This window comes from Streptococcus orisasini (assembly GCF_001431045.1).
Classification (GTDB): domain Bacteria; phylum Bacillota; class Bacilli; order Lactobacillales; family Streptococcaceae; genus Streptococcus; species Streptococcus orisasini.
This window is the reverse complement of record NZ_BCLE01000005.1, coordinates 67,348-89,414: the sequence shown is the minus strand read 5'-3', so window position 1 is coordinate 89,414 and position 22,067 is coordinate 67,348. Positions and strand designations below refer to the sequence as shown.

General features: G+C 39.1%; 26 protein-coding genes. 24 read left to right on the top strand and 2 right to left on the bottom strand.

Annotated elements, in window-relative coordinates; all coding sequences use genetic code 11:
* The first annotated feature begins 196 nt into the window (after positions 1-196).
* From SCSH_RS01050 to SCSH_RS00970, 17 genes are all read left to right on the top strand, one after another.
* The gene (locus SCSH_RS01050; RefSeq protein ID WP_057490051.1) at positions 197-814 is read left to right on the top strand and encodes a phosphate-starvation-inducible PsiE family protein; all 618 of its coding nucleotides are present in this window, start codon (positions 197-199) and stop codon (positions 812-814) included.
* A 139-nt stretch (positions 815-953) separates the two neighbouring features.
* A complete protein-coding gene (locus SCSH_RS01045) occupies positions 954-2,303 on the top strand; it encodes a glucose-6-phosphate isomerase (RefSeq protein ID WP_057490050.1) in 1,350 nt (449 codons plus the stop codon).
* 245 nt (positions 2,304-2,548) lie between these two features.
* Positions 2,549-3,796, top strand: a complete 1,248-nt coding sequence (locus tag SCSH_RS01040; RefSeq protein WP_057490049.1) for an NAD(P)H-dependent oxidoreductase — start codon at positions 2,549-2,551, stop codon at positions 3,794-3,796.
* A 108-nt stretch (positions 3,797-3,904) separates the two neighbouring features.
* Positions 3,905-4,276 (top strand): transcriptional regulator GutM, encoded by a 372-nt coding sequence (locus SCSH_RS01035; RefSeq protein ID WP_057490048.1) that lies wholly within the window; start codon positions 3,905-3,907, stop codon positions 4,274-4,276.
* 12 nt (positions 4,277-4,288) lie between these two features.
* On the top strand, positions 4,289-4,648 hold the full coding sequence (locus tag SCSH_RS01030) for a PTS glucitol/sorbitol transporter subunit IIA (RefSeq protein WP_057490047.1): 360 nt from the start codon (positions 4,289-4,291) through the stop codon (positions 4,646-4,648).
* A 51-nt stretch (positions 4,649-4,699) separates the two neighbouring features.
* Positions 4,700-5,647, top strand: coding sequence for a sugar-binding transcriptional regulator (locus SCSH_RS01025; RefSeq protein ID WP_057490069.1), 948 nt, complete (start codon positions 4,700-4,702; stop codon positions 5,645-5,647).
* Positions 5,648-5,876: 229 nt separating this feature from the next.
* Positions 5,877-6,395, top strand: coding sequence for a PTS glucitol/sorbitol transporter subunit IIC (srlA, locus tag SCSH_RS01020; RefSeq protein WP_057490046.1), 519 nt, complete (start codon positions 5,877-5,879; stop codon positions 6,393-6,395).
* Between the two features lie 41 nt (positions 6,396-6,436).
* A complete protein-coding gene (gene srlE / locus SCSH_RS01015; protein ID WP_057490045.1) occupies positions 6,437-7,462 on the top strand; it encodes a PTS glucitol/sorbitol transporter subunit IIB in 1,026 nt (341 codons plus the stop codon).
* Between the two features lie 155 nt (positions 7,463-7,617).
* Positions 7,618-8,457 carry a class II fructose-bisphosphate aldolase gene (locus tag SCSH_RS01010; RefSeq protein ID WP_057490044.1) on the top strand — a complete coding sequence of 280 codons (840 nt, stop codon included), beginning with the start codon at positions 7,618-7,620 and terminating at the stop codon, positions 8,455-8,457.
* 3 nt (positions 8,458-8,460) lie between these two features.
* Positions 8,461-9,150, top strand: a complete 690-nt coding sequence (locus tag SCSH_RS01005; RefSeq protein WP_057490043.1) for a triose-phosphate isomerase — start codon at positions 8,461-8,463, stop codon at positions 9,148-9,150.
* Between the two features lie 17 nt (positions 9,151-9,167).
* Entirely contained in the window at positions 9,168-9,689 is a 522-nt protein-coding gene (locus tag SCSH_RS01000; protein WP_057490042.1) for a YjbQ family protein, read from the top strand.
* A 345-nt stretch (positions 9,690-10,034) separates the two neighbouring features.
* Entirely contained in the window at positions 10,035-10,835 is an 801-nt protein-coding gene (locus SCSH_RS00995) for an SDR family oxidoreductase (protein ID WP_057490041.1), read from the top strand.
* 22 nt (positions 10,836-10,857) lie between these two features.
* Positions 10,858-12,723, top strand: coding sequence for a BglG family transcription antiterminator (locus SCSH_RS00990; RefSeq protein ID WP_057490040.1), 1,866 nt, complete (start codon positions 10,858-10,860; stop codon positions 12,721-12,723).
* On the top strand, positions 12,723-13,211 hold the full coding sequence (locus tag SCSH_RS00985; protein ID WP_057490039.1) for a transcriptional regulator GutM: 489 nt from the start codon (positions 12,723-12,725) through the stop codon (positions 13,209-13,211). Before SCSH_RS00990 ends, SCSH_RS00985 begins: the two co-directional genes overlap by 1 nt.
* Positions 13,212-13,296: 85 nt before the next feature.
* Positions 13,297-13,839, top strand: a complete 543-nt coding sequence (gene srlA, locus SCSH_RS00980) for a PTS glucitol/sorbitol transporter subunit IIC (RefSeq protein WP_057490038.1) — start codon at positions 13,297-13,299, stop codon at positions 13,837-13,839.
* Between the two features lie 76 nt (positions 13,840-13,915).
* Complete coding sequence (gene srlE, locus SCSH_RS00975) at positions 13,916-14,917, top strand: PTS glucitol/sorbitol transporter subunit IIB (RefSeq protein ID WP_057490037.1); 1,002 nt, start codon at positions 13,916-13,918, stop codon at positions 14,915-14,917.
* Positions 14,918-14,964: 47 nt separating this feature from the next.
* Entirely contained in the window at positions 14,965-15,330 is a 366-nt protein-coding gene (locus tag SCSH_RS00970; RefSeq protein ID WP_057490036.1) for a PTS glucitol/sorbitol transporter subunit IIA, read from the top strand.
* A 218-nt stretch (positions 15,331-15,548) separates the two neighbouring features.
* Here SCSH_RS00970 and SCSH_RS11205 read toward each other — a convergent pair whose 3' ends face one another.
* Positions 15,549-15,695 carry a hypothetical protein gene (locus SCSH_RS11205; RefSeq protein WP_193743665.1) on the bottom strand — a complete coding sequence of 49 codons (147 nt, stop codon included), beginning with the start codon at positions 15,693-15,695 and terminating at the stop codon, positions 15,549-15,551.
* Positions 15,696-15,980: 285 nt separating this feature from the next.
* Here SCSH_RS11205 and SCSH_RS00965 point away from each other — a divergent pair, with 285 nt between their 5' ends.
* From SCSH_RS00965 to SCSH_RS00935, 7 genes are all read left to right on the top strand, one after another.
* A complete protein-coding gene (locus tag SCSH_RS00965; RefSeq protein WP_057490035.1) occupies positions 15,981-16,658 on the top strand; it encodes a hypothetical protein in 678 nt (225 codons plus the stop codon).
* A gap of 22 nt (positions 16,659-16,680) precedes the next feature.
* Positions 16,681-17,058, top strand: coding sequence for a hypothetical protein (locus tag SCSH_RS00960; RefSeq protein ID WP_057490034.1), 378 nt, complete (start codon positions 16,681-16,683; stop codon positions 17,056-17,058).
* Between the two features lie 13 nt (positions 17,059-17,071).
* Positions 17,072-17,419: a hypothetical protein gene (locus SCSH_RS00955; protein ID WP_057490033.1), complete on the top strand. Its 348-nt coding sequence runs from the start codon at positions 17,072-17,074 to the stop codon at positions 17,417-17,419.
* Between the two features lie 99 nt (positions 17,420-17,518).
* Positions 17,519-18,217, top strand: coding sequence for a 2,3,4,5-tetrahydropyridine-2,6-dicarboxylate N-acetyltransferase (gene dapD / locus SCSH_RS00950; RefSeq protein WP_057490032.1), 699 nt, complete (start codon positions 17,519-17,521; stop codon positions 18,215-18,217).
* Positions 18,218-18,342: 125 nt separating this feature from the next.
* The gene (locus tag SCSH_RS00945) at positions 18,343-19,473 is read left to right on the top strand and encodes an N-acetyldiaminopimelate deacetylase (protein WP_057490031.1); all 1,131 of its coding nucleotides are present in this window, start codon (positions 18,343-18,345) and stop codon (positions 19,471-19,473) included.
* 400 nt (positions 19,474-19,873) lie between these two features.
* Positions 19,874-20,410, top strand: a complete 537-nt coding sequence (locus SCSH_RS00940; protein ID WP_057490030.1) for a 5-formyltetrahydrofolate cyclo-ligase — start codon at positions 19,874-19,876, stop codon at positions 20,408-20,410.
* Positions 20,397-21,077, top strand: coding sequence for a rhomboid family intramembrane serine protease (locus SCSH_RS00935; protein WP_057490029.1), 681 nt, complete (start codon positions 20,397-20,399; stop codon positions 21,075-21,077). Before SCSH_RS00940 ends, SCSH_RS00935 begins: the two co-directional genes overlap by 14 nt.
* 65 nt (positions 21,078-21,142) lie before the next feature.
* Here the strand turns inward: SCSH_RS00935 and galU are convergent, their stop codons facing one another.
* Positions 21,143-22,063 (bottom strand): UTP--glucose-1-phosphate uridylyltransferase GalU, encoded by a 921-nt coding sequence (gene galU / locus SCSH_RS00930; protein WP_057490028.1) that lies wholly within the window; start codon positions 22,061-22,063, stop codon positions 21,143-21,145.
* Positions 22,064-22,067 lie beyond the last annotated feature (4 nt).

Below are 22,067 nucleotides of genomic sequence, written 5' to 3'. Positions count from 1 at the left end.
CCTAGATGCTGAGCATCTTCGTCAGCTTTCCTATTTTGCTTTGTGTCGCTTACGCCTTTGTATCTTATGTAATCGAACACGGGCTAAAAGCGTCGAGAAAAAGATAGCCTGCCTTATGCGCAAAGCGCATGGCGTTAGGCTCCTATTTTCTTCTTGCTTTCTTAACGCCCTTTGTATCTTAATTAAAGGAGGTTTTATGCGAAAGTTTTTACAGGTCAGCTTTTATGAGATGTCATTTTATGTTGAGATTCTGATTTCCTTAATCCTGGTAGCTGTACTGATTGTATCGACTGGATTTTTGGCTATGGATATGATGAAAATATTTAGTTCTGATGCCTCAATTGAGTCCTATCTTCAGAATTTTCTTGATCAGGCCATGAGCATTGCCATTGGTGTTGAGTTGATTAAAATGCTTAGTAAGCATACTTCTGCTACCATCATTGAAGTTTTGCTCTTTGCCATTGCCAGACATGTGGTTGTAGATCAAAGTACCAGCCTTGATTCTTTGTGGAGTATTTTGGCGATTTCTGCCTTATTTGCCACACGAAAATACCTTTTCACAAGTTTTGATGATTCGAATAATATTATTGTTCGCGGCAGTCAAAAGGTCAAGATCGCTAATGTTATAGCGCGTGTCAATCTGAAGGGTCAAAAAGGAGAGTTATTAAGAGACTTTGTTGTGCGCCATTTAGAAGCAGAGGAAAAACATGTTACCATTGGGGCAGCTGTTTATTTGAATGATGTCGCTTTACGGGTTGACAGTATGAAAAATGGTATCATTACAAGGGTGGAAATTATCAAGTCGCTTTCGTAAAATAACAGCAATTTTCAGGGTATTTTCAGAAAAATAAATAGTTGTCTCTTTTTTGTGAAATTCTACTCAAAAGGATTGAAAAAACCCTTACAAAAGAGTATGATAATATGGAACCTGAAATTTTAAGGGAGTATTAAACATGACACATATTACATTTGATTATTCCAAAGTTTTGGACCAATTTGTAGCCCCTCATGAATTGGATTATCTGCAAATGCAAGTGACAGCTGCGGATACGGCTCTTCGCAATGGCACTGGACCAGGTGCAGAAATGACTGGCTGGCTCAATCTGCCAGAAGACTATGACAAAGAAGAATTTGCCCGTATTCAAAAAGCGGCTGCAAAAATCCAAGCTGACAGTGATGTGCTTGTGGTTATTGGTATCGGCGGCTCTTATCTTGGTGCTCGCGCAGCTATTGATTTCTTAAACAATTCATTTGTTAATCTGCAAAAGGCAGAAGAGCGCAAAGCACCGCAAATTCTTTATGCCGGAAATTCCATTTCTTCAAATTACCTTGCTGATTTGGTAGATTATGTGGCTGATAAAGATTTCTCAGTCAATGTCATTTCTAAATCAGGAACAACAACTGAACCAGCGATTGCTTTTCGTGTCTTCAAGGATCTCTTGATTAAAAAATACGGTCAAGAAGAAGCCAATAAACGGATTTACGCAACTACTGACAAAGCAAAAGGTGCTGTTAAAGTTGAAGCTGATGCTAATGGCTGGGAAACTTTCGTTGTTCCTGACAGTGTGGGCGGACGTTTCACTGTTTTGACACCAGTTGGGCTTCTTCCAATTGCGGCAAGCGGTGCGGACATTACCAAATTGATGGAAGGTGCCAATGCTGCCCGCAAGGACTATTCTTCAGATAAGATTGCGGAAAACGAAGCTTATCAATATGCTGTTATCCGTAATATCCTTTACAGAAAAGGCTATGTGACAGAGGTGCTTGCTAATTATGAACCATCGCTGCAGTACTTCTCAGAATGGTGGAAACAATTAGCCGGTGAATCAGAAGGTAAGGATCAAAAAGGGATTTACCCAACATCAGCTAACTTTTCAACAGACCTTCACTCGCTTGGACAATTTATCCAAGAAGGTTACCGTAATCTCTTTGAAACAGTTATCCGCGTTGATAAACCGCGCAAAAATATTCTTGTGCCAGAAGCAGCAGAAGATCTTGATGGTCTTGGCTACCTTCAAGGCAAGGATGTTGACTTTGTCAATAAAAAAGCAACTGATGGTGTTCTTCTTGCTCACACAGATGGTGGTGTGCCAAATACTTATCTGACCATTCCTGAACAAGATGAATTCACACTTGGTTACACAATCTATTTCTTTGAGCTTGCTATTGCACTGTCTGGTTATCTCAATGGTGTTAATCCGTTTGATCAGCCAGGTGTTGAAGCCTACAAGAAAAACATGTTTGCCCTTCTTGGTAAACCAGGCTTTGAGGATCTTGGTGCTGAGTTGAACAAACGTCTCTAATCATAAACCTGAAAAACCAAGGCTAATGTCTTGGCTTTTCTAATATCATTATAAATAATGCTGGAAGTCTAAGGTAGAATCACATGATTAAGTAACTATCATGCGGTCTGCCTTAGGCTTTTTTTAATAAAATTACATTTATATTACATTTGACAAAGTTATTGACAAATGACATGAAAAGGGTTACACTTTGCTTGTAGCAAATGACAAATAAAATGTCATATGACAAAAAAAGGAGGTCTATTATGACGCTATACAGTAAACTTTTGGAACGAGAAGCCCAAACAAATCCTATTAGAGTAGGTGTTATTGGAGCTGGTCAAATGGGCTATGGAATGATTTCACAGATTTCAACCATTCCAGGCATGGTGGTCGCTGGCATCAGTGACATTAATCTTAGCAATGCTGATCGTGCTGCTCAGGCCTTCAATCAGAGTTCCAAGCAAAAAGTTGATATTTTGACTAGTACAGACTTTAGAGAAATTGTTCATTCTGACAGTGTCGAAGTCATTGTTGATGCAACAGGTGTTCCAGAAGCAGGTGCCAAGATTGCTCTTGAAACCTTGATTGCTAAAAAGCACCTTGTGCTATTGAATGTTGAAATTGATATTACCATTGGCCCTTTGATGAAAAAATTATATGATGCTGCAGGTCTGGTTTATACAGGTTCAGATGGCGACGAGCCAGCTGCCACTGCCCAATTGTTTGAATTTGCTAAAAGCATGGGCATGAAAGTTCTCGTTGCCGGTAAGGGTAAGAACAATGCTCTGAAAGTTTCTGCGAATCCAGATACTGCTGCTGAGGAAGCGGCTTCAAAACAAATGAACAGCCACATGCTGGCAGCCTTCCAAGATGGCACGAAAACAATGGCAGAAATGAATCTGCTGGCTAATGCCATCGGTTTTGTACCCGATGTTCCTGGCATGCACGGAATTTCTGCAGACTTAAAAGGGACTGTTGAAAATCTTGACCTCAAAGAAAACGGTGGTGTCCTCGATAAGTTTGGTGTTGTTGAATATGTGGATGGTATCGCGCCTGGTGTATTTGTGATTGTCGAAGGTCAAAATGAAGGCGTTAAGCATGAGATGAATTATCTTTTGAAAGTTGGTGATCGTGATCATCACATCATTTATCGTCCTTACCATCTGTGCAGCTTAGAAACCCCGTTAACCATTGCACGGGCTGTCTTGGAACATGATTATGCCATCGTTCCTTTAGGAGCTCCAATTGCTGAAACCGTTGCAGTTGCTAAACGCGATATCAAGGCTGGTGAAAAAATTGATGGCATTGGCGGCTTCTGTGTACGGGGTGTCGTTGAGACTCATGAAGATATGAAGAAAAATGACAATGTACCAATTGGTCTTGTTGGTGGAAACTCAGTGGCTAAAAGAGATATTAAAGATGGTACCTTCCTGACCTACGATGATATTGAACTGGATGAAACGACAACTGTTTATAAATTACGTAAGTTGCAAGATGAGACATTTGCTTAGAGCTTCTTGTAAAAACGTTTTGCACTGATTAATAATGTGAGATTCTGCTATCAGAAGGAAATGCTAACAAGTTTCTTCTGGTTAGACTGATAAACTAAGGAAAGAAAAATGGCCAATTTAGCAATTGCTTTAACAGTTATTATTTTATTTCAGCTTATACTGAGTGTATATCAAATCCAGTATTATCAACGTTTTGTCAAAAGGCTGGTCGCCAATTACCAAGGAACCAATCATTATCGTTTGGTTTCTGAAGTTGTAAAATCACTTATTGCTTCAACTATTGTTATACTAGTTATTAATGAGGAAAAGAAAATTGTTGAGGCCTATTATTTAAAGGGCTTAACCATTTTTTCTAAATTTACATCGTTTGACAAAATTATAGGCGAGAAATTAAATGAGCATTTAATTGACAGTGTTAAGGGCGAAAATCATAAGGCTATACAAGAGGCTATTGAATCTTTAGTAGTAAAAAATAATTAATTGGAGTGTCTGATGGAAGTATTTAAAGTTGTTGAAATAGGTGAAATGGTACCTGCCTTTGAAGAAGAAATGCTTATTGTCCTCTTTGGCCAAATGGCTCCACCGGAATTAAGAGCAATTTGTGTGGTGCATGACTATCAAGCCAAGGAAGATAATGTACTTAAGGTTGGGACTAAACTTCAGCTTGGTGCTCAGGAATATACGATTACTAAGGTTGGCGATGCTGCCAATAAAAACTTTCGAGAGCTAGGACATGTTTCTGTTTACTTTAGAAATGGTGAAAATGATATCTTGCCCGGAGCTGTCATAGCAGAGCCAGTTATTTTTCCAAAATTGCAAGTTGGGGATAGGTTAAAGATTATCAATGATTAAAATCTGGTATGTTATAATATGACATATATCTATTAGAAATCAGGGATGATCATGGACCAGTATTCAGAAAAAGACTATGTTAAAGTTGCGATTATGTATTACGATGAGGGAATGACTCAGGCTGAAATCGCTAGAAAACTGGGTGTTTCGCGTTCGCTTATTTCAAAAATACTAATCGATGCCAGAGAAGCTAAAATTGTTGAAATTTTTATCAACAGCCAGTCAGTTTACACTGTAAAACTTGAACGTGCCTTAGAATTAAAATTTGGTTTAAAAGATGTTATCGTTGTAGACACAGAAAGTTTGAGCGATACCGAAATTAAACGAAAAGTTGGGAGAACTGCAGCCAACTATCTTGAGTCTTATATCAAGAGAGCTGATGCTGTCAACAAAATCGGTATCTCTTGGGGAGCCTCATTGAAAAGTGTCATTGATTATTTTCCCTATTTAAATTATCCGGACATTCATATCTATCCTTTGGTTGGCGGTATGGGAAATGAGTATTTTTACTTACATTCCAATCAATTAGTTCATGAATTGGCAAAAAAAATACGGGCAAAAGCACATTATCTTTATGTGCCAGCCATGGTATCAACCTATACCTTGAAAAAAGAATTAGAACAGGATTTGACGATTTCTGGTGTTTTAGAAGAAGCCAAGGATGTAGATATTGCTTTGGTGGGTATTGCTGGGGTAAATAATCAGAATACAATGGCTCAGACAGGCTATATCAATTCTAGTGATATTGCAAGACTAAAGGAATTAGGGGTCATTGGAGATATCAATTCACACTTTTTTGACAGCCATGGTGAAGAGCTTGGCTATGATATTAATCAAAGAGTTATGGGGCTTGATTTGAACCAGATTAAAAAGATTCCTACAGTAGTGGCGGTTGCCTATGGAAATGATAAAGCAAAAGCTATTAAGGTCTCTCTGGAAAATCAATTAATTGACATTCTTGTTACAACGGATACAACTGCTCAAAAGATTTTACAATAATCTTCAATCAGGGTCAGCACAAAAGTAGACTTAGATTTCTTTTAATCATATCATTCAAAAGGCAAGATACGAGGCTTAGGTGGTTTAACATAACCCTTAAGATCAGAACCTAAAAATTAGAGAGTGGAGACAACACCGATTTCTGTGAAATCATGATGGAGTCCCACTCCCTTCTTTAAATAAGGATGCAAGCGCTTACCAGAAGTGGTAGCGAAAGAAAGGAATTTATATGAACTATATTGAATGGTTTGGTGAACATTTTATCGGGATGTTCCAAGCAGGAGGAAAACAATTTGTTAGTTATATGACAGGAATTGTCCCTCTTTTAGTTGCTCTTTTAACCTTTACTAATGCTTTAATTGCCTTAATTGGCCGGGAACGTGTTGATAAATTCATCCGCTCCTGTGCTAAATTTACCGTTTTACGCTATACTGTAATGCCTTTATTGGCTTGTCTCATATTAACTAATCCAATGGCCTATACCTTTGGACAATTTTTAAAAGAAGAAGAAAAACCTGCTTTTTACGATGCAACAGTAAGTATGATTCATCCAGTCACAGGTTTGTTTCCATATGCAAATGCAGGCGAACTGTTTGTATTCTTGGGAATTGCCAATGGTGTTGTTGAAGCGGGGCATTCTCAAGGAGGTCTTGCAGTCCGCTATTTTCTAGCTGGTATTGTTGTTATCTTTATTCGCGGCCTTGTTACAGAAAGAATTACGAGATTCTTGGTGCAGCGTGCTAGCTAAGGATTATAAGGAAACAAGATTGATAGGAAAGAGGATGACATATGACAAAAGAATACAAAACAGTTTTTGTAAACAAAGGCGACAATGGCTGGGGACAGGGTCTGTTTATTCGGCCAACCGCTCAGCAAAATAAGATTGTTTCTGTTACTGGCGGAGGCATTCACCCCGTAGCTCAAAAGGTAGCGGAATTAACAGGGGCAAAAGCCGTCGATGGTTTTAAAAATGCTATTCCAGATGATGAAATAGCTGCGGCAGTTATTGATTGTGGCGGGACAGCTCGTATTGGAGTCTATCCAATGAAGGGCATTTTAACGCTTGATGTTTTACCGTCGTCGCCTTCTGGGCCACTTTCCAAACATATTAATGAAGAGAACTTTGTTTCAGGAGTTAAACCAGAATGTGTTGCCTTAGCTGATTCTCCAGCGGCTGATGCTGCAGCTGCTAGCGACGAAAATTCAAATCAAGATCTTATGGATGATGAAGCTTTTAAAGAAAAATATGCTCAAGTCAAAGCTGAGCATAAGGCTAATCAAGATGCTAAAGATAGCTTACTAGTCAAATTTTCTCGCGGTATCGGAAATGTTATGGGAGTCTTTTATCAGGCAGGCCGTGATACGGTAGATATGCTGATAAAAAATATCATTCCCTTCATGGCTTTTATGAGCATGATTATTGGGATTATTAATTATACTGGTATTGGAAATGTTATTGCACATTTACTTGAGCCGCTGTCAGGTTCTATTATCGGTTTTGTGGTTATTGCTTTTATCTGCAGTATTCCTTTTATATCACCTGTTATCGGCCCTGGAGCAGTCATTGCTCAAGTTATTGGCGTTCTGATAGGAACACAGATTGCCAAAGGAACCATTCCGGTAACTTATGCCTTGCCAGCACTTTTTGCGATCAATGCGCAGGCAGGCTGTGATTTTATTCCTGTTGGACTGTCGCTTGGGGAAGCTAAACCCGAAACTGTGCAAGTTGGTGTGCCAGCTATACTTTACAGCCGTGTTGTTACAGGAGCGCTGGCTGTTATTATTGGCTGGGTTTTCAGTATCGGTATGTATTAATTTATAAGAAATCATTGTCAAGAAAGGAGGCTAGGACTATAGAAACAATTTCTGTGAATTGCGATTGTATTGCTTGATCTTATTGGTTACAGCGTTTTGTGGGGGACTAGCAAAAGTTATGGCTGTCTGTCCCACTCTAGTTGAAAGGAGTAGATATGATTACAGATTCTAAATACCTGTTTGAAGTTGCTAAGAATAATCATTATGCCATTCCTCATGCTAATTTTATTGATTCTAATTCTGCAAGAGTTTTTGTAAAAACTGCTGAGAAACGTGGGCTTCCGATTTTATTAGCTTTTGCTCAGTCCCATAGTTCCATTTTATCATTGGATGAGGCTGCTGCTATAGGCAAATTTTACGCCGAATCGGTATCGGTGCCAATTGTTTTACATCTGGACCATGGCGAAGATTTTGATTTTATTAAAAGGGCTATTGATTTGGGCTTTTCATCAGTTATGATTGATGCTTCGCAAAAATCATTTGATGACAACATTGCTATTACACAAAAAGTTGTAGACTATGCTCATAATCGCAATGTTGTCGTTGAAGCAGAACTAGGCCATGTTGGAGCTAATGATGTTTCTGAGTCTGATCAAGTGACAGATTCTGTTTATACAGAAGCAAGTAAAGTGGTTGCCTTTGTAGAAGCAACGAATGTTGATTCTTTAGCTATTTCAATCGGAACAGCACACGGTGTTTACAAGGGAGAACCAAAGATTAATTTTGAGCGTCTGCATGAAATTGCAAGCCTTACATCAGTTCCGCTAGTATTGCACGGAGGATCCTCGTCAGGTGATGAAAATTTAGGCCGCTGTGCTCGGGAAGGTATTACAAAAATCAATATCTATACAGATTTCTTAGTTGGTGCTTATCAGGCTGTTAAAGAGGCCAAGCCTCAAAATTATATTGACTTGAAGAAGGCAGCAGATGCAGGTATGGAAAAAGTATTGGATCACTATTTTGATGTTTTTGGAACCCAAGCAATTAAGGAGTAGCAAATGAGTAAGATTAAGATAAAGACGCCGTTTTTCATGTTTAATCCAAAATCTTATCTTTATGGAAATGACATTGTAGAAATGGCTATAGTCGCTGAAGAAATGGCTGAAAAATTTCCTGACCTGTCGGTGTTTGTTACTTGTCCCTTTGCAAACATAAGCCATGTAGCAACCGTGACAGATAAGGTTATTGTATCAGCGCAGCATATTGACAGTCTTAAACCTGGCCGAGGCATGGGGCATGTGCTGCCTGAAGCTGTAAAATTTGCTGGCGCCGATGCAACATTTATTAATCATGCTGAACGTCCTGTAACTTTTGATGAAATTGTTAAGGCTGTTGAGCGTGCAGATGAATTAGATATCATCACTATTGTTTGTGCTAATTCTTTAAAAGAAGCGCGGGCTATTGCTACTTTAAAACCTGACATTATCCTGTGTGAGCCGACCGAGTTAATTGGGACGGGCAATACAAGTGACGAGGCCTATGTGACAAGTACTAATGAAGCAATCAAAGCGATATCACCAGATACTTTAGTGATGCAGGCAGCAGGGATCTCTAATGCAGATGATGTCTTTAAGGTAATTAAACTTGGAGCAGATGGAACAGGCTGTACCAGCGGTATTACAGAAGCTTTAGATCCTAAACAAATGCTCAGAGATATGATTGAAGCGGCTGAAAAAGCCAGTAAGTAACTAAGAGGATAAGACAGATGAAGCTATATAAAAAAACCTTTACTGTAGATACAGCAGCAGGGAAGGCAACCTATGTCAACATAACTGATAAGCTGCGTGAAATCGTTAAAGAAAGCGGGATTGAAAATGGCCTGCTGGCAATGATTTCACCCCATACAACCTGTGCGGTTTTCTTTGAAGAATTTGCCCATGATTATACAGAAGATGGAGATGAATTTCTTCAGGCTGATTTGAATAATGTTCTTGAAAAAATCATTCCAGATCACACTAGTGCCCAAACTTATATTTATCCTGGAGAAGCCCATTATCAAGCGGTAGAATCGTGGCCAGATGCTGAAAGCTATCTTCCTGGAGGTGATCGCAAAGCACTTTGGAATGGTGATGGTCATCTAAAAGCAACTTTAATTGGTTCTAGCCAGCTTGTTGATGTGACGAATGGTGATTTGGGAGTAGGCAGTACGGGTTATTTCTACTTTGTTGATTATGATAAGACGAGAGAACGTACCCGTAAGTGTCAGGTGACGGTGTTCGGAGAATAAGGTAAAACAAGCAGTTTAACAGCCATTATTTCAGATTTTATAATATGTCATTTTAATCCGGTAATCTTTAATAGAGGTTATCGGTTTTTTTAATTAATACACTAAATTTTTTAACAGCTGAAAAAAGTGTGTCTTAATTATTTTTTGTAAGCGTTTTATAATGAACATACAAAATATAGTTGTTTAGTTTTATAGCAATATCGAGAACCCTTTATCACTTGATAAAACGGCTATTCTTGCTAAGTGTCAGTAGTGGTCAAAGAAAGTGGACAACATCAAGCTGACTGACAGTAGGAATTCTATTTATAGACTAAAGAGCTATAAAAAATGTAAAGGAGTGTAACAATAATGGATTGGTTAAATATTGCTGGGAAAACAGTAATTGTTACAGGGGCTTCATCTGGGATTGGCCGGGCCATTGTCGAAGAATTGCTGAATTTAGGTGTCAAGGTTGCTAACTTTGATATTGCTGACAATGACTTCAAACATGACAATCTTTTTTTCCAGAAAGTAGATGTCACCTCGCGTCAACAGGTGGAGGAAGCTGTAGCTGCTGTTGTTGAACATTTTGGAACAGTTGATGCTCTGGTTAATAATGCAGGTATCAATATTCCGCGTCTCTTAGTAGATCCCAAGGATCCTCATGGCAAGTATGAACTTGATGATGCCGTTTTTGACAAAATAACGATGATTAATCAAAAAGGGCTGTATTTGGTTAGTCAGGCTGTTGGCCGAATCTTGGTTGATAAGAAAAAAGGTGTCATTATCAATATGGCTTCAGAAGCAGGGCTAGAAGGTTCTGAAGGACAAAGTGCTTATGCAGGAACCAAGGCTGCAGTTTACAGTTATACACGTTCATGGGCAAAAGAGCTTGGGAAATACAATGTTCGTGTGGTTGGTATTGCTCCAGGTATTATGGAGGCAACGGGTCTGCGGACACTTGCTTATGAAGAGGCTCTTGGTTATACTAGAGGAAAAACAGTTGAAGATATTCGTGCGGGTTACGCGTCAACAACAACGACACCCTTGGGACGCAGCGGTAGATTGAGTGAGGTTGCTGATTTGGTGGCCTACTACATTTCGGATCGCTCAAGTTATATCACGGGAATTACAACAAATGTTGCTGGAGGTAAAACGCGCGGTTAATTAAATACAAAGGACGATAAAAGTGGCATTAGTTAATCGCTGGTATCATATTTTGGAACTATTGGTTGCTCAGCATAGTATTTCTCTGGAAGCTATGCGCAAAGAACTGAATGTCAGTATGAAAACGCTGCTGACAAGCATTGAGCAGCTCAATGATGTTTTGGACGGTGATGTTCAAATCAGGCAGGAAGCAAATAATCTCTTGTTAGAAGTTTATGATTATGCTCGCTTGGAAACTATTTTAGCGGGGAGTCTTCGTAAAGAAAGTGATTTTAATTCGGCAAACAAACGAGCTTCTTATCTCATTAAGCGTTTGGTTCAGGCGGCTTCGCCTTTGCTCATTGATGATTTGGCAGAGGAAATTGGTGTCAGCCGGACTACTATTAATAAGGATTTGAAACGTGTTAAGAACCTAGCTGAAAATTATCATTTGCACCTGTCAGGCAGACCCAATCGCGGTCTGGAAATTGTCGGAACAGAATTGAATTTGCGGCTCTTTTATATTCACCATGTCTATTCTTATTTTAATTCAGATGCTTTAAAAGAAGAAACCTATCATTTTTTGGAACAATTATATGCTGACTTTAAAATTCCAAGAAAAACACAGGAACTGCTGACCAAAGTCATTTCTATAACGGTTGATCGCATTCAGCAAAATAAACTGTTGCTGTCTCCAATTGACTATTATGTCAATGGACTGATTCATTCAGACATCATGGGGCAGCTGCTTTATCATATTGAGCTGGTTTATCAAGTGTCACTCAGCCAATATGAACAAGATTTTCTGAGTTTTCCGCTCAATACCCAATACATTGACGCCTTAACTTATCAATCTACAGATAGGCAGGACTTGCTGGAACTTTATCAAAGCCTTGTCAAAAGGGTTAAAGAGACACTCTTGGTTAATTTTGATGAAGAGCATTTGTTTTCTGAAATTCAGACCCACCTAAAATTTCTTATCAATCGGCTGATCTTTCATGTTCAGGCTAACGATATTTTTCATGGAGAAATTCAAAATAAATATCCTCTAGCCTTTGAGATGGCAAGGGTGGCTGGTGACGATTTAAGGAAGCATTTTGGTCATCCGCTTGAGTTATCCGAGCTGAGTTACTTGGCGCTTTATTTCGAATTAATTTTGCATGAAAATGAAACCGTTTCCCAAGGCGAAAAGCGTCGGATTGCAGTTGTCTGTACAACAGGACGGGGCACAGCACATATGATAAAACGGCAGTTAATGCGTGTACTTGGCTATGACATTGAAATAACTCAATATTCGGAGGAAAATTTTAATCCTGCCACAAATGATAATTATTTTGCTATTTTTACGACCATTCCCTTGAAGCTGGGTCGACTGAATTCTCCAGTTGTTCAAATTAAAAATCTCTTTGACGACCAGTGGCTGCGTGAAGAGTGGCAGCGTGTTAATCACTATCATCAAAAAAATCTCAAAACGGTTATTTTAACTTTTTCGAGATTGTCTAAAGCTGCAAGTTATCGGGATTACTTGATACATATGATCCATCGGCTGAAAGCCTTGGATTTGGTTGATGACGATTTTGAAAAACGCATTTTAGACAGAGAGAAGGAGCAGTCAACGGTGTTTGGTAATGGCATTGCTTTCCCGCATACTGTTAATCAATCGCTGCAAAAGACCGTGCTAATGCTGGGAGTTCCTGAAGAGCCTTATTGTACGGACGAAGAAAATGTAGAACTTATCTTTTTAGTAGCTATTCCGCCTAAAATTGAAAGTCAAACAGAAGCAGAACTTTTAGAGCTGTATGATGACATTTTTCGAATTGCTGGTGATACAGACCTTAAAGAAGCTTTGAGAAAAATTGAAAATGAAGCAGACTTTATCGCATTTACCAGAGAAAAAGGAGTATTTTAATGGATGTTATGGTTAGTTTTGGCTTGCTTATACTGGCAGCCTATGCTGTTCAATTGATGTTGGGTCTAAAGCAGCTTAAACATTTTAATAAAATCTATGCCCAGTTAAGACGTCAGGGGCGTGTTGCTATAGGGCGTAGATCCGGTAGGATTAGGTCGGGTACTATTGTCATGTTTGCTATTGATAAAGAAGGCATAGTCCTAGATGCTAAAAAGATGCAAGGCGTCACCATGGCTGCTCGATTTAAGGATATGCCGGACTATATTGGAGAGGATATTCACTATTTTGACACCTATAATCCCTTGGTTCGTAAAGAAAACAAATTGCTGCGCATGGCTATCGAAGATGCGAGAGCTGTTTTTTTGAAAACAGAAGCAGGTGTTTATAAGGATGAACCAAAACAAGCTCCACTGATTGATCTTGGACTGCACGCTAAAGTATTAATATCACGCTTTAAATTGAGATTAAAAAATCGTCATGAAATTTAAAGGTGAAAAAGGTTTTAAGACAGAGAAAATTTAAATCTAGACTAAATTTTCTTAGCTTTTAATATAGATAAAAAAGGAGATAGTTATGTCTTATATTTCAAAATTTGCTGAAGGTTTTATGAAACTTTTCCAGACAGGTGGTGACAATTTTGTCAGTTGGATGACCAGCATTGTTCCGGTAGTTTTGATGCTCTTGGTTGCAATGAATGCCCTGATTGCTCTGCTTGGAGAAGAGAAGGTTAATAAGTTGGCTCAGATGTCTGCTAAAAATCCAATCAGCCGCTATATGATTTTACCGTTCATATCAGCCTTTATGTTGGGTAATCCAATGGCCATCAGCATGGGACGCTTCATGCCAGAATATTACAAACCAAGCTACATTGCCTCTCAAATGCAATTTTGCCATACTTCAAATGGGGTCTTTCCTCATATCAATCCCGGTGAATTATTTGTCTGGCTGGGAATCGCATCAGGAATTAAGACGCTCGGCTTGAGTCAAATAGATCTAGCCATTCGTTATTTACTAGTTGGCTTGTTGATGAATTTTGTCTCTGGCTGGGTAACAGATCTGACCACAGCCTGGGTATGCAAACAGCAAGGCATTACCCTGAGTAAAACACTTGATTAATAAAAAGAAGATAGTATCTAAGAAGTTTAGGGAAAGTCCCCTAGGACTTACTTAACTGATTAAAGGAGAGAAAACTATGGCTTATAGAAGTATTAAAGTTGTAAAAGGCAATGGTGGATTTGGTGGTCCTTTGATTATCACACCGACTGAAGAAAAACACAAATTTATCTATATTACCGGTGGTGGTGAAAAACCTGAAATTGTTGATAAAATTGTTGAATTAACAGGAATGGAAGCTGTTAACGGTTTTAAAACCTCTATTCCAGATAAAGACATAGCTTTAGCTATTGTTGATTGCGGCGGAACACTGCGCTGCGGTATTTATCCTAAAAAAGGCATTCCTACTATTAATATTGTGGCAACTGGTAAAAGTGGACCGCTGGCACAATATATCACTGAAGATATTTATGTATCAGCGGTAGGTCCTGAACAAATCAGTTCTACAGAAGCTCTTGCTGAATCTCCTGACAATCAGGTGGATCTACAGACTTCTAAAGCAAAAACTGAAAGTTATGATACCAGTAAAAAAATCACGGAGCAGCGTGCTGAAACAAGTTTTATTGCTCGGATTGGCATGGGTGCCGGTAAAATTGTTGCAATCTTTAATCAGGCAGCGCGTGATGCTATTCAAACACTAATAAACACCATCCTTCCTTTCATGGCCTTTGTATCGCTTCTGATTGGTTTTATTCAAGGTTCAGGAGTTGGTAAATGGCTGGCTCATCTTATGGTGCCGTTGGCTGGTAATATTTGGGGGCTTGTCATTATTGGCTTTATCTGCTCACTTCCATTTTTATCACCTTTACTTGGCCCTGGTGCTGTTATTTCACAAATTATTGGAACGCTTATTGGTGTTGAAATCGGTAAAGGAACTATTCCGCCGCAAATGGCTCTTCCGGCTCTGTTTGCCATCAATACGCAAAATGGTTGTGACTTTATTCCTGTTGCCCTAGGGTTATCAGAAGCCGATGCTGAAACAGTAGAAGTCGGTGTTCCATCCGTTCTTTACTCACGTTTCCTTAATGGTGTTCCACGCGTTATTGTAGCCTGGATTGCCAGCATTGGACTTTATCAATAAAAAGAATAAAATGAATGTAAATTATTTAGTTAGAAAAGGGGAGGAAAATGACTAAGATTTTTGAAGCAAAAGTTTTGGATGTCGGGCCAGAGGCCCTTAGTATGATTAAAGATGCCAATATGCTGATTCTTTTTGGTGAAGAAGCTCCGGCTGACTTAGCAGAATACTGCTACAAGATTGATAACAAAGATTTATCGGGAGCGATTGTTACAGGCAGTAGACTGGTCATCGATAAGCAAGAATTTCCGGTGACCGCAGTTGGTGATGTCGTTGAGAAAAATTTAAAGAATCTGGGCCATATAACAATCTCTTTTGATGGTTCAAGCGAAGGCTCACTTCCAGGAACTCTCCATGTTCAGGCAAGCGAGCCCGTGGTTCTGAATGCCGGATCAGTTATTCAGCTTTTCACTTAAGTATAAAATTTTCAAAAAAACACTCAAACCTTGTTTTGAAAAAGAGAAAAAGCACTTACCAAACATTAAAAAGCCCTCTTCGGAAGGCTTCAGACTGAAGAAAAAGTCAATTTTTATCAAAAGAACTATTGTGTTATGATACTTTCCTTAGGTAGCGCGGACGGCAAAACCAAACGCCAACGCTATAGCTTTTGACTAGGTTTTGCATTAGATTACCGTTAGAAATAGTATCGATTTCTAACGGCAATCGTCGCAGCAACTTCCTTTGGAATTTCATACCTAAGTTCAAGATACAAAGGGCGTCTGCGGATAAAGGCAAAATAGGGAGTGCGCCGCGGAATCGTTAAGATTCTAGGCGGACTCATCTTTTTGCCATAATCTGTAGCCCATGTTCAATTAAGATTTTGAGCCTAAGTCTCAAAATCTCCGAACGCCAGAAATCACTCATTTCTGGCGTTTTTGCTACAGCGGAAAGTATCTGGGCTAGGCTTGTTCAATTCGTCTATTTTTCTTATAGATTGTGAATTGATATTATCCTAAGATGTGTGTGCTTGTGAAATGCTAACTATAGAGTTTGTCTACAACCTGATATATATATATATATATTATATAATGGTTTTGTAAAGATTTTCAAAATAGGGGAGAAGCTAATGAAAAAAGAAGAAAGAAAAGTTTTGCCAATTTTAGCTTTGGTTTTTGGAGGGATAGGGCTTGCTTTATCATGGGTACCATTTATTAATAACTTAGCATTTCTTTTTGCTGTTGTAGGTCTTATCTTAGGTATAGTAGCATTTATTGTTAATTTAAAGAAAAAGAAAGTTCTGACCATTATTGGAACAATAATTTCATTGGCAGGAATTGTGATAGTGTTAGTCTCTCAGTCTGCTTACAGTGATGCTGTCGATAAAGCATCAAAAGAGATTTCTACTACTGCGTCATCAGAAAAAATAAAAAAGAGTTCAGATTCAAAAACTGAGTCAAAATCTACAAGCAGTCTAAAAAATTATGATCCAAATCTTGTTTCTGATGAAAAAATTCAATCAATGAAAACATATGGGGATTATCTTGATATATATAAATTAGTTGTTGATGATTATATTGGCTATTATAATTACAAATTAGAGCAGCTTAATCTGACTAATAGCGACTATCAAGAAGAATTTAAAAAGGCAAAAGCTGAACTTGATCAAGAATACAAAGATGCTAAAGAAGAGTATGGTTCGATGAAAAACATGCCTCTAAGCGGTTCCGAAGAGTTTTTGGCTCAAGCGCTTATTCAAATTCGTAATACCTATAGACAAACAGTAGATACAATGTTTGGTTCATGATAATGAAATTTAAGTGGAATTTATGTTTAGTTTTTATTTTTTAATAATTATGCTGTTTTTATTCATGATAGTTATAATAACTGCGACTATCATCCAAGAATTAATTAAAGCTGGGAAATGGATTGGATTAGGAGCGATTTTAGGAAATGCAGTAAATAACAAAATTAATGCGAATGCGGCTCATAAATCTGGCAGGATTTTTAAGAAAAGGCGAGTTAATACAGGAAATAAAATAGCAGATTGGCTAACTAATTTTATTTCTCCCAGTAATGAGGAAGATGAGCCTGATGGACATGCAAAAGAAACTGTACTCTCTGATGATTATGCTGATTTTCAAGAGTATTTGAAATGGAAAAAGTGGAAAAATAGTCAAAAATCAAATGACAAAATAAATGATTAGAAAAGTGAGAAATATGAAAACAAAAGGTTTAGCATTAACTAATGGTATCGTAGGTTTAGTTGGGGGAGTTTTTTTACTTGTAGCAGTTTGGTTTATTTTAGGCGCTGCAGCGACAGGTTCTGTATCAGCAACATCAAGTATGACAGCTTTTATTTATATTATCAAGATTGCCATTTTGGTTCTTGGAATTGTGGGAATTGTCTATTATAAAGGTGATATGCGGGTAGGAGCAGCTCCCAGTGTTTTAATGATTGTTGGAGGAGCTATTTCACTTGTTCCGTTTTTGGGATGGGTTGGTGGTATTCTGGCTATTATTGGAGGTTCGCTGTACTTAGGAACGTTAAAAAAGTTTACAGATTAATTTAATCAATGCCCGTTATTAGGGTATTTTTTTGTGGAAATTTGACACAAATAACTTGAATATTGTTATAATAGTAATAAAGCTATTAAGGAGAAAATCATGACTGCACAAAAAATGTCTGCGCAAGAGATTATTGCTTTTATTGGCAATGCTAAAAAGAAAACGAATGTCAAGGTGACTTTTGAGGGAGAGCTTACTGGAGCAGTTCCTGCTTCAGTTGTTAAGCTTGGCAATGTTCTTTTCGGTGATTGGAAAGATATTGAACCTTTGCTAGCGAAGCTGACTGAGAATAAGGATTATGTTGTTGAGCAAGACGGGCGCAATTCGGCAGTTCCTTTGCTTGATAAACGCCATATCAACGCTCGTATTGAACCGGGAGCAATTATTCGTGACCAAGTGACGATTGAAGATAATGCTGTGGTTATGATGGGAGCTGTTATCAATATCGGTGCTGAAATTGGTGAAGGTACTATGATTGATATGGGGGCTATTCTTGGCGGCCGTGCAACTGTTGGCAAAAACAGCCATATTGGAGCAGGTGCTGTCCTTGCTGGCGTTATCGAGCCAGCTTCTGCTGATCCTGTCCGTATCGGAGACAATGTTTTGGTTGGTGCCAATGCGGTTATTATTGAAGGGGTACAGGTCGGCAGCGGTTCAGTTGTGGCAGCCGGCGCTATCGTCACTCAAGACGTCCCTGAAAATGTTGTCGTAGCTGGTGTGCCGGCGCGTGTCATCAAAGAAATTGATGAAAAAACGCAGCAAAAGACAGCTCTTGAAGACGCCCTTCGCAACCTCTAGGTCTTAGGGAAAATTCTAGTAAAGTCAACAGAATTTCTCTCAGACACTGCACTAAGCTGTTAAGTATGAATCAATTCAAAAGAGGCGGGACGTTGTTCTAGCCTCTTTACAAAAGGAAAATTAATATGACTCTAGATTTAATCAAAATTCGTCGTGATCTGCACCAAATTCCAGAAATTGGTCTGGAGGAATTTAAAACGCAGGCTTATCTCTTGGAACGTATCGCTGAAATTACCCATGGCAAAGACTTTGTTGAACAAAAGACTTGGCGCACGGGAATTTTAGTCTTTTTGAAAGGCTGGGCACCTGAGAAAACGATTGGCTGGCGGACAGACATTGATGCTCTGCCTGTCGTTGAAGAGACAGGACTTGATTTTGCCAGCACTCATGAAGGCCGGATGCATGCCTGCGGTCATGATATGCATATGACAGTTGCTCTTGGTTTACTAGATGAAATGGTACAAGTTCAGCCCAAAAACAACCTGCTCTTTCTTTTTCAGCCAGCAGAAGAAAATGAAGCAGGCGGTATGCTCATGTATGAGGACGGTGCCTTTGGCGATTGGCAGCCTGATGAATTCTACGGTTTGCATGTTCGTCCTGACTTTAAGGTTGGAGATATTGCGACCAATACAGCTACTTTATTTGCCGGGACCTGTGAAGTTTTCATCACATTTAAAGGTAAGGGTGGGCATGCTGCCTTTCCGCATAATGCTAATGATGCTCTCGTAGCTGCTTCCTATTTTATTACACAAGTGCAGACTATTGTCAGCCGCAATGTTGATCCTATTGAAGGTGGAGTCGTTACTTTTGGGTCTATGCACGCCGGAACGACCAACAATGTCATTGCTGAAGCGGCGACCCTGCACGGAACCATCCGTACATTGACCCAGGATATGAGCCTGCTGATCCAAAAGCGGGTGCAGGAAATTGCCCAAGGTCTTGCAGCCTCCTTTGGCCTAGAAGTTGATGTTCAGTTAAAGCAGGGCGGTTATCTGCCGGTCGAAAATAATCCCGAATTGGCTCAAAATCTCATGGCTTATTTTGAAAATACAGACGGTGTCCATTTGATTGACTGTCTGCCTGCTATGACTGGTGAAGACTTTGGCTACTTACTCAACAAAATCCCTGGTGTGATGTTCTGGTTGGGGGTTGACACTCCTTATGCGCTGCACCATCCCAAGATGAGCCCTAAAGAAGAAGCTCTGCCGTTTGCGGTTGATAAAATTAGCGGTTTTCTAAAGACTAGAACAAATTAAAGAGGAAAGACAGTAATGATTGCTGCGCAAACCCACAGAATAATGAAAACAACCCCTTAGGACTTGAGTTCCCAAGGGGTTTTAAAAAGAAAAGGGAAGGGCATCCAGCTTTCACTGAATGCCCAGGAGATTTATGAAAAAGGGGAAATAAAATAGGAAAGTTTATCTCCCCAACCACTTGGGGAAGTGGTTGTTTTAGGATGATTAAATTATATAAGAGAAACCTTAAAGAAACCTTAAAGTAAAATTTTTATTTTATTAGAGCTAGAACCCCTTATTTTATCAGCTTTTTAGATGGTCAGAAAGAAAAAAGCTAAGAATTTTTTCTTAAAGCAGTCTTGTTTTTAAGTAATCTTAGTTAATAATAGGAAAAAAAGTTCAATCGTGTTATGATATTAGCATGACAAAAAAAGAACTTCGGGCTCAAATGATAGAGCAGTTAAAAAATCAGAGCAGGACTGTTAAGACGCAAAGAGACCAGCAGCTGGTCAGTAATTTTATTGAATTAGAAACTTATAAAAAGGCCCGTACTCTGGCGACTTATCTGGCCTTTCCCTTTGAATTTGATACGTCTTTGTTGATCGAGCAGGCGCAAAAAGACGGAAAAAGAATTGTTGTTCCTAAGACCTATGGCAAGGGGAAAATGGTTTTTGTTAGCTATAATGCTGCTGATTTGGAGATGAATGCATTTGGTCTGAAAGAGCCAAGAAGCAATCAAACGGTTGCCAAGTCCGATATTGATCTTATTCACGTTCCGGGTCTTGCTTTTAACAATATGGGTTATCGTCTGGGATTTGGCGGAGGTTATTACGATCGCTATCTGGCTGATTTTGCTGGCAGTACGGTTAGTACTGCCTATCCTTTTCAGATGCTTGATTTTGAACCCGATTATTTTGATATTCCAGTGAAAGAGGTACTACAATATGGAGAGCTTTAAAAAATATCCTGCAACTTCGTTTTTGTTGACCCTGACAACATTAGTCTTTTTAGCCATGCAGATTCTTTATTTTGGACGGGCAACAGAAACGCTGACTGTTTTTAATTTTGGTGGCATGTATGGAGATGTTGTCATTCAAATGCCAAATCAGCTTTGGCGATTGATAACTCCCATTTTTGTCCATATTGGCTGGGAACATTTTTTATTTAACAGCTTGACTCTTTACTTTGTAGGACAGATGGCTGAAAGCATTTGGGGCTCTTGGAAATTTTTGCTCCTCTATCTTTTAGCTGGTATTATGGGGAATATTTTTACCCTTTTCTTTACACCAAGTGTTGTAGCAGCCGGGGCTTCAACGTCTTTATTTGGCATGTTCGGAGCGATTGCAGTCTTGGGATATTTTGGGCGTAACCCCTACTTAAAGCAGCTGGGACGTAATTATCAGGCTCTGATTGCTATCAATCTGCTCTTTAACCTTTTTATGCCGAGCGTGAGTATTGCTGGGCATTTAGGTGGCATGATTGGCGGCGTTATTTTAGGTGTTATTCTACCGAGTCAGACAGAAAAGCAAGCTTTCAAAACCAGCCAGCGCTTAGAAGCCCTTTTACTCTATTTGGGGCTTGCTCTGGTGCTGCTGTTTTTAGCCTTTAGCCGTAGATTTTTGTAAAGATAAAAATTAAAAAAAGACAAACCTCAAAATGAAGTTTGTCTACAGTCTGAAAGAACTCGAGCTTATTTCGAGTTCTTTTTTGAAGCTTCTTTATCTAATTCTTTACCGAGATTGATAATATAAGATTTTAAATCTTCTTTAACCTGCGGGTGCTTGAGGGCATAATCAATAGAAGTTTTCATAAAGCCGAATTTATCACCGACGTCGTAGCGTTTTCCTCTGAATTCACGCGCAAAAACCCGCTGTGTCTTATTGAGAGTATCAATAGCATCTGTCAGCTGTACTTCATTGCCAGCACCAGGTTTCTGGGTTTCCAGAATTGTAAAAATTTCAGGTGTCAGCAGATAACGGCCGATAATAGCCAAATCACTAGGAGCTTCTTCAGGAGCTGGTTTTTCAACAAAGGTGTCAACACTGTAGAGACCCTTAACGCCTTCACCTTGAGGAGCAATAACACCGTAAGCAGAAACCTCATCATGCGGCACCGGCATAACAGCAATTGTAGAAGCATGGGTTTCGTCGTAATCGTTTATCAGCTGGCGTGTCAAAGGGATAGCCTGATCATCTGTGATGTCCATCAGGTCGTCACCCAGCATAACAACAAAGGGTTCATTCCCAACAAAGGCTTTGGCCTGCAGGACAGCATCACCCAATCCACGCGGATGGCTCTGGCGAATGAAATGCAGATTAATAGCTGTAGTGTCATTAACAAGCTTGAGAAGATCAGTTTTTCCTTTTTGCTCTAGATTGTATTCAAGTTCAAAGTTGGAATCAAAATGGTCTTCAATAGAACGTTTTGATTTACCAGTAACAACTAAAATATCCTCAATACCTGATTTCAGGGCTTCTTCTACGATAAATTGAATTGTTGGTTTATCCACAATGGGCAGCATTTCTTTGGCAAGTGCTTTGGTAGCTGGCAGGAAACGTGTTCCCAATCCTGCTGCGGGAATAACGGCTTTTCTTACTTTTTTGCTTGGCATATTA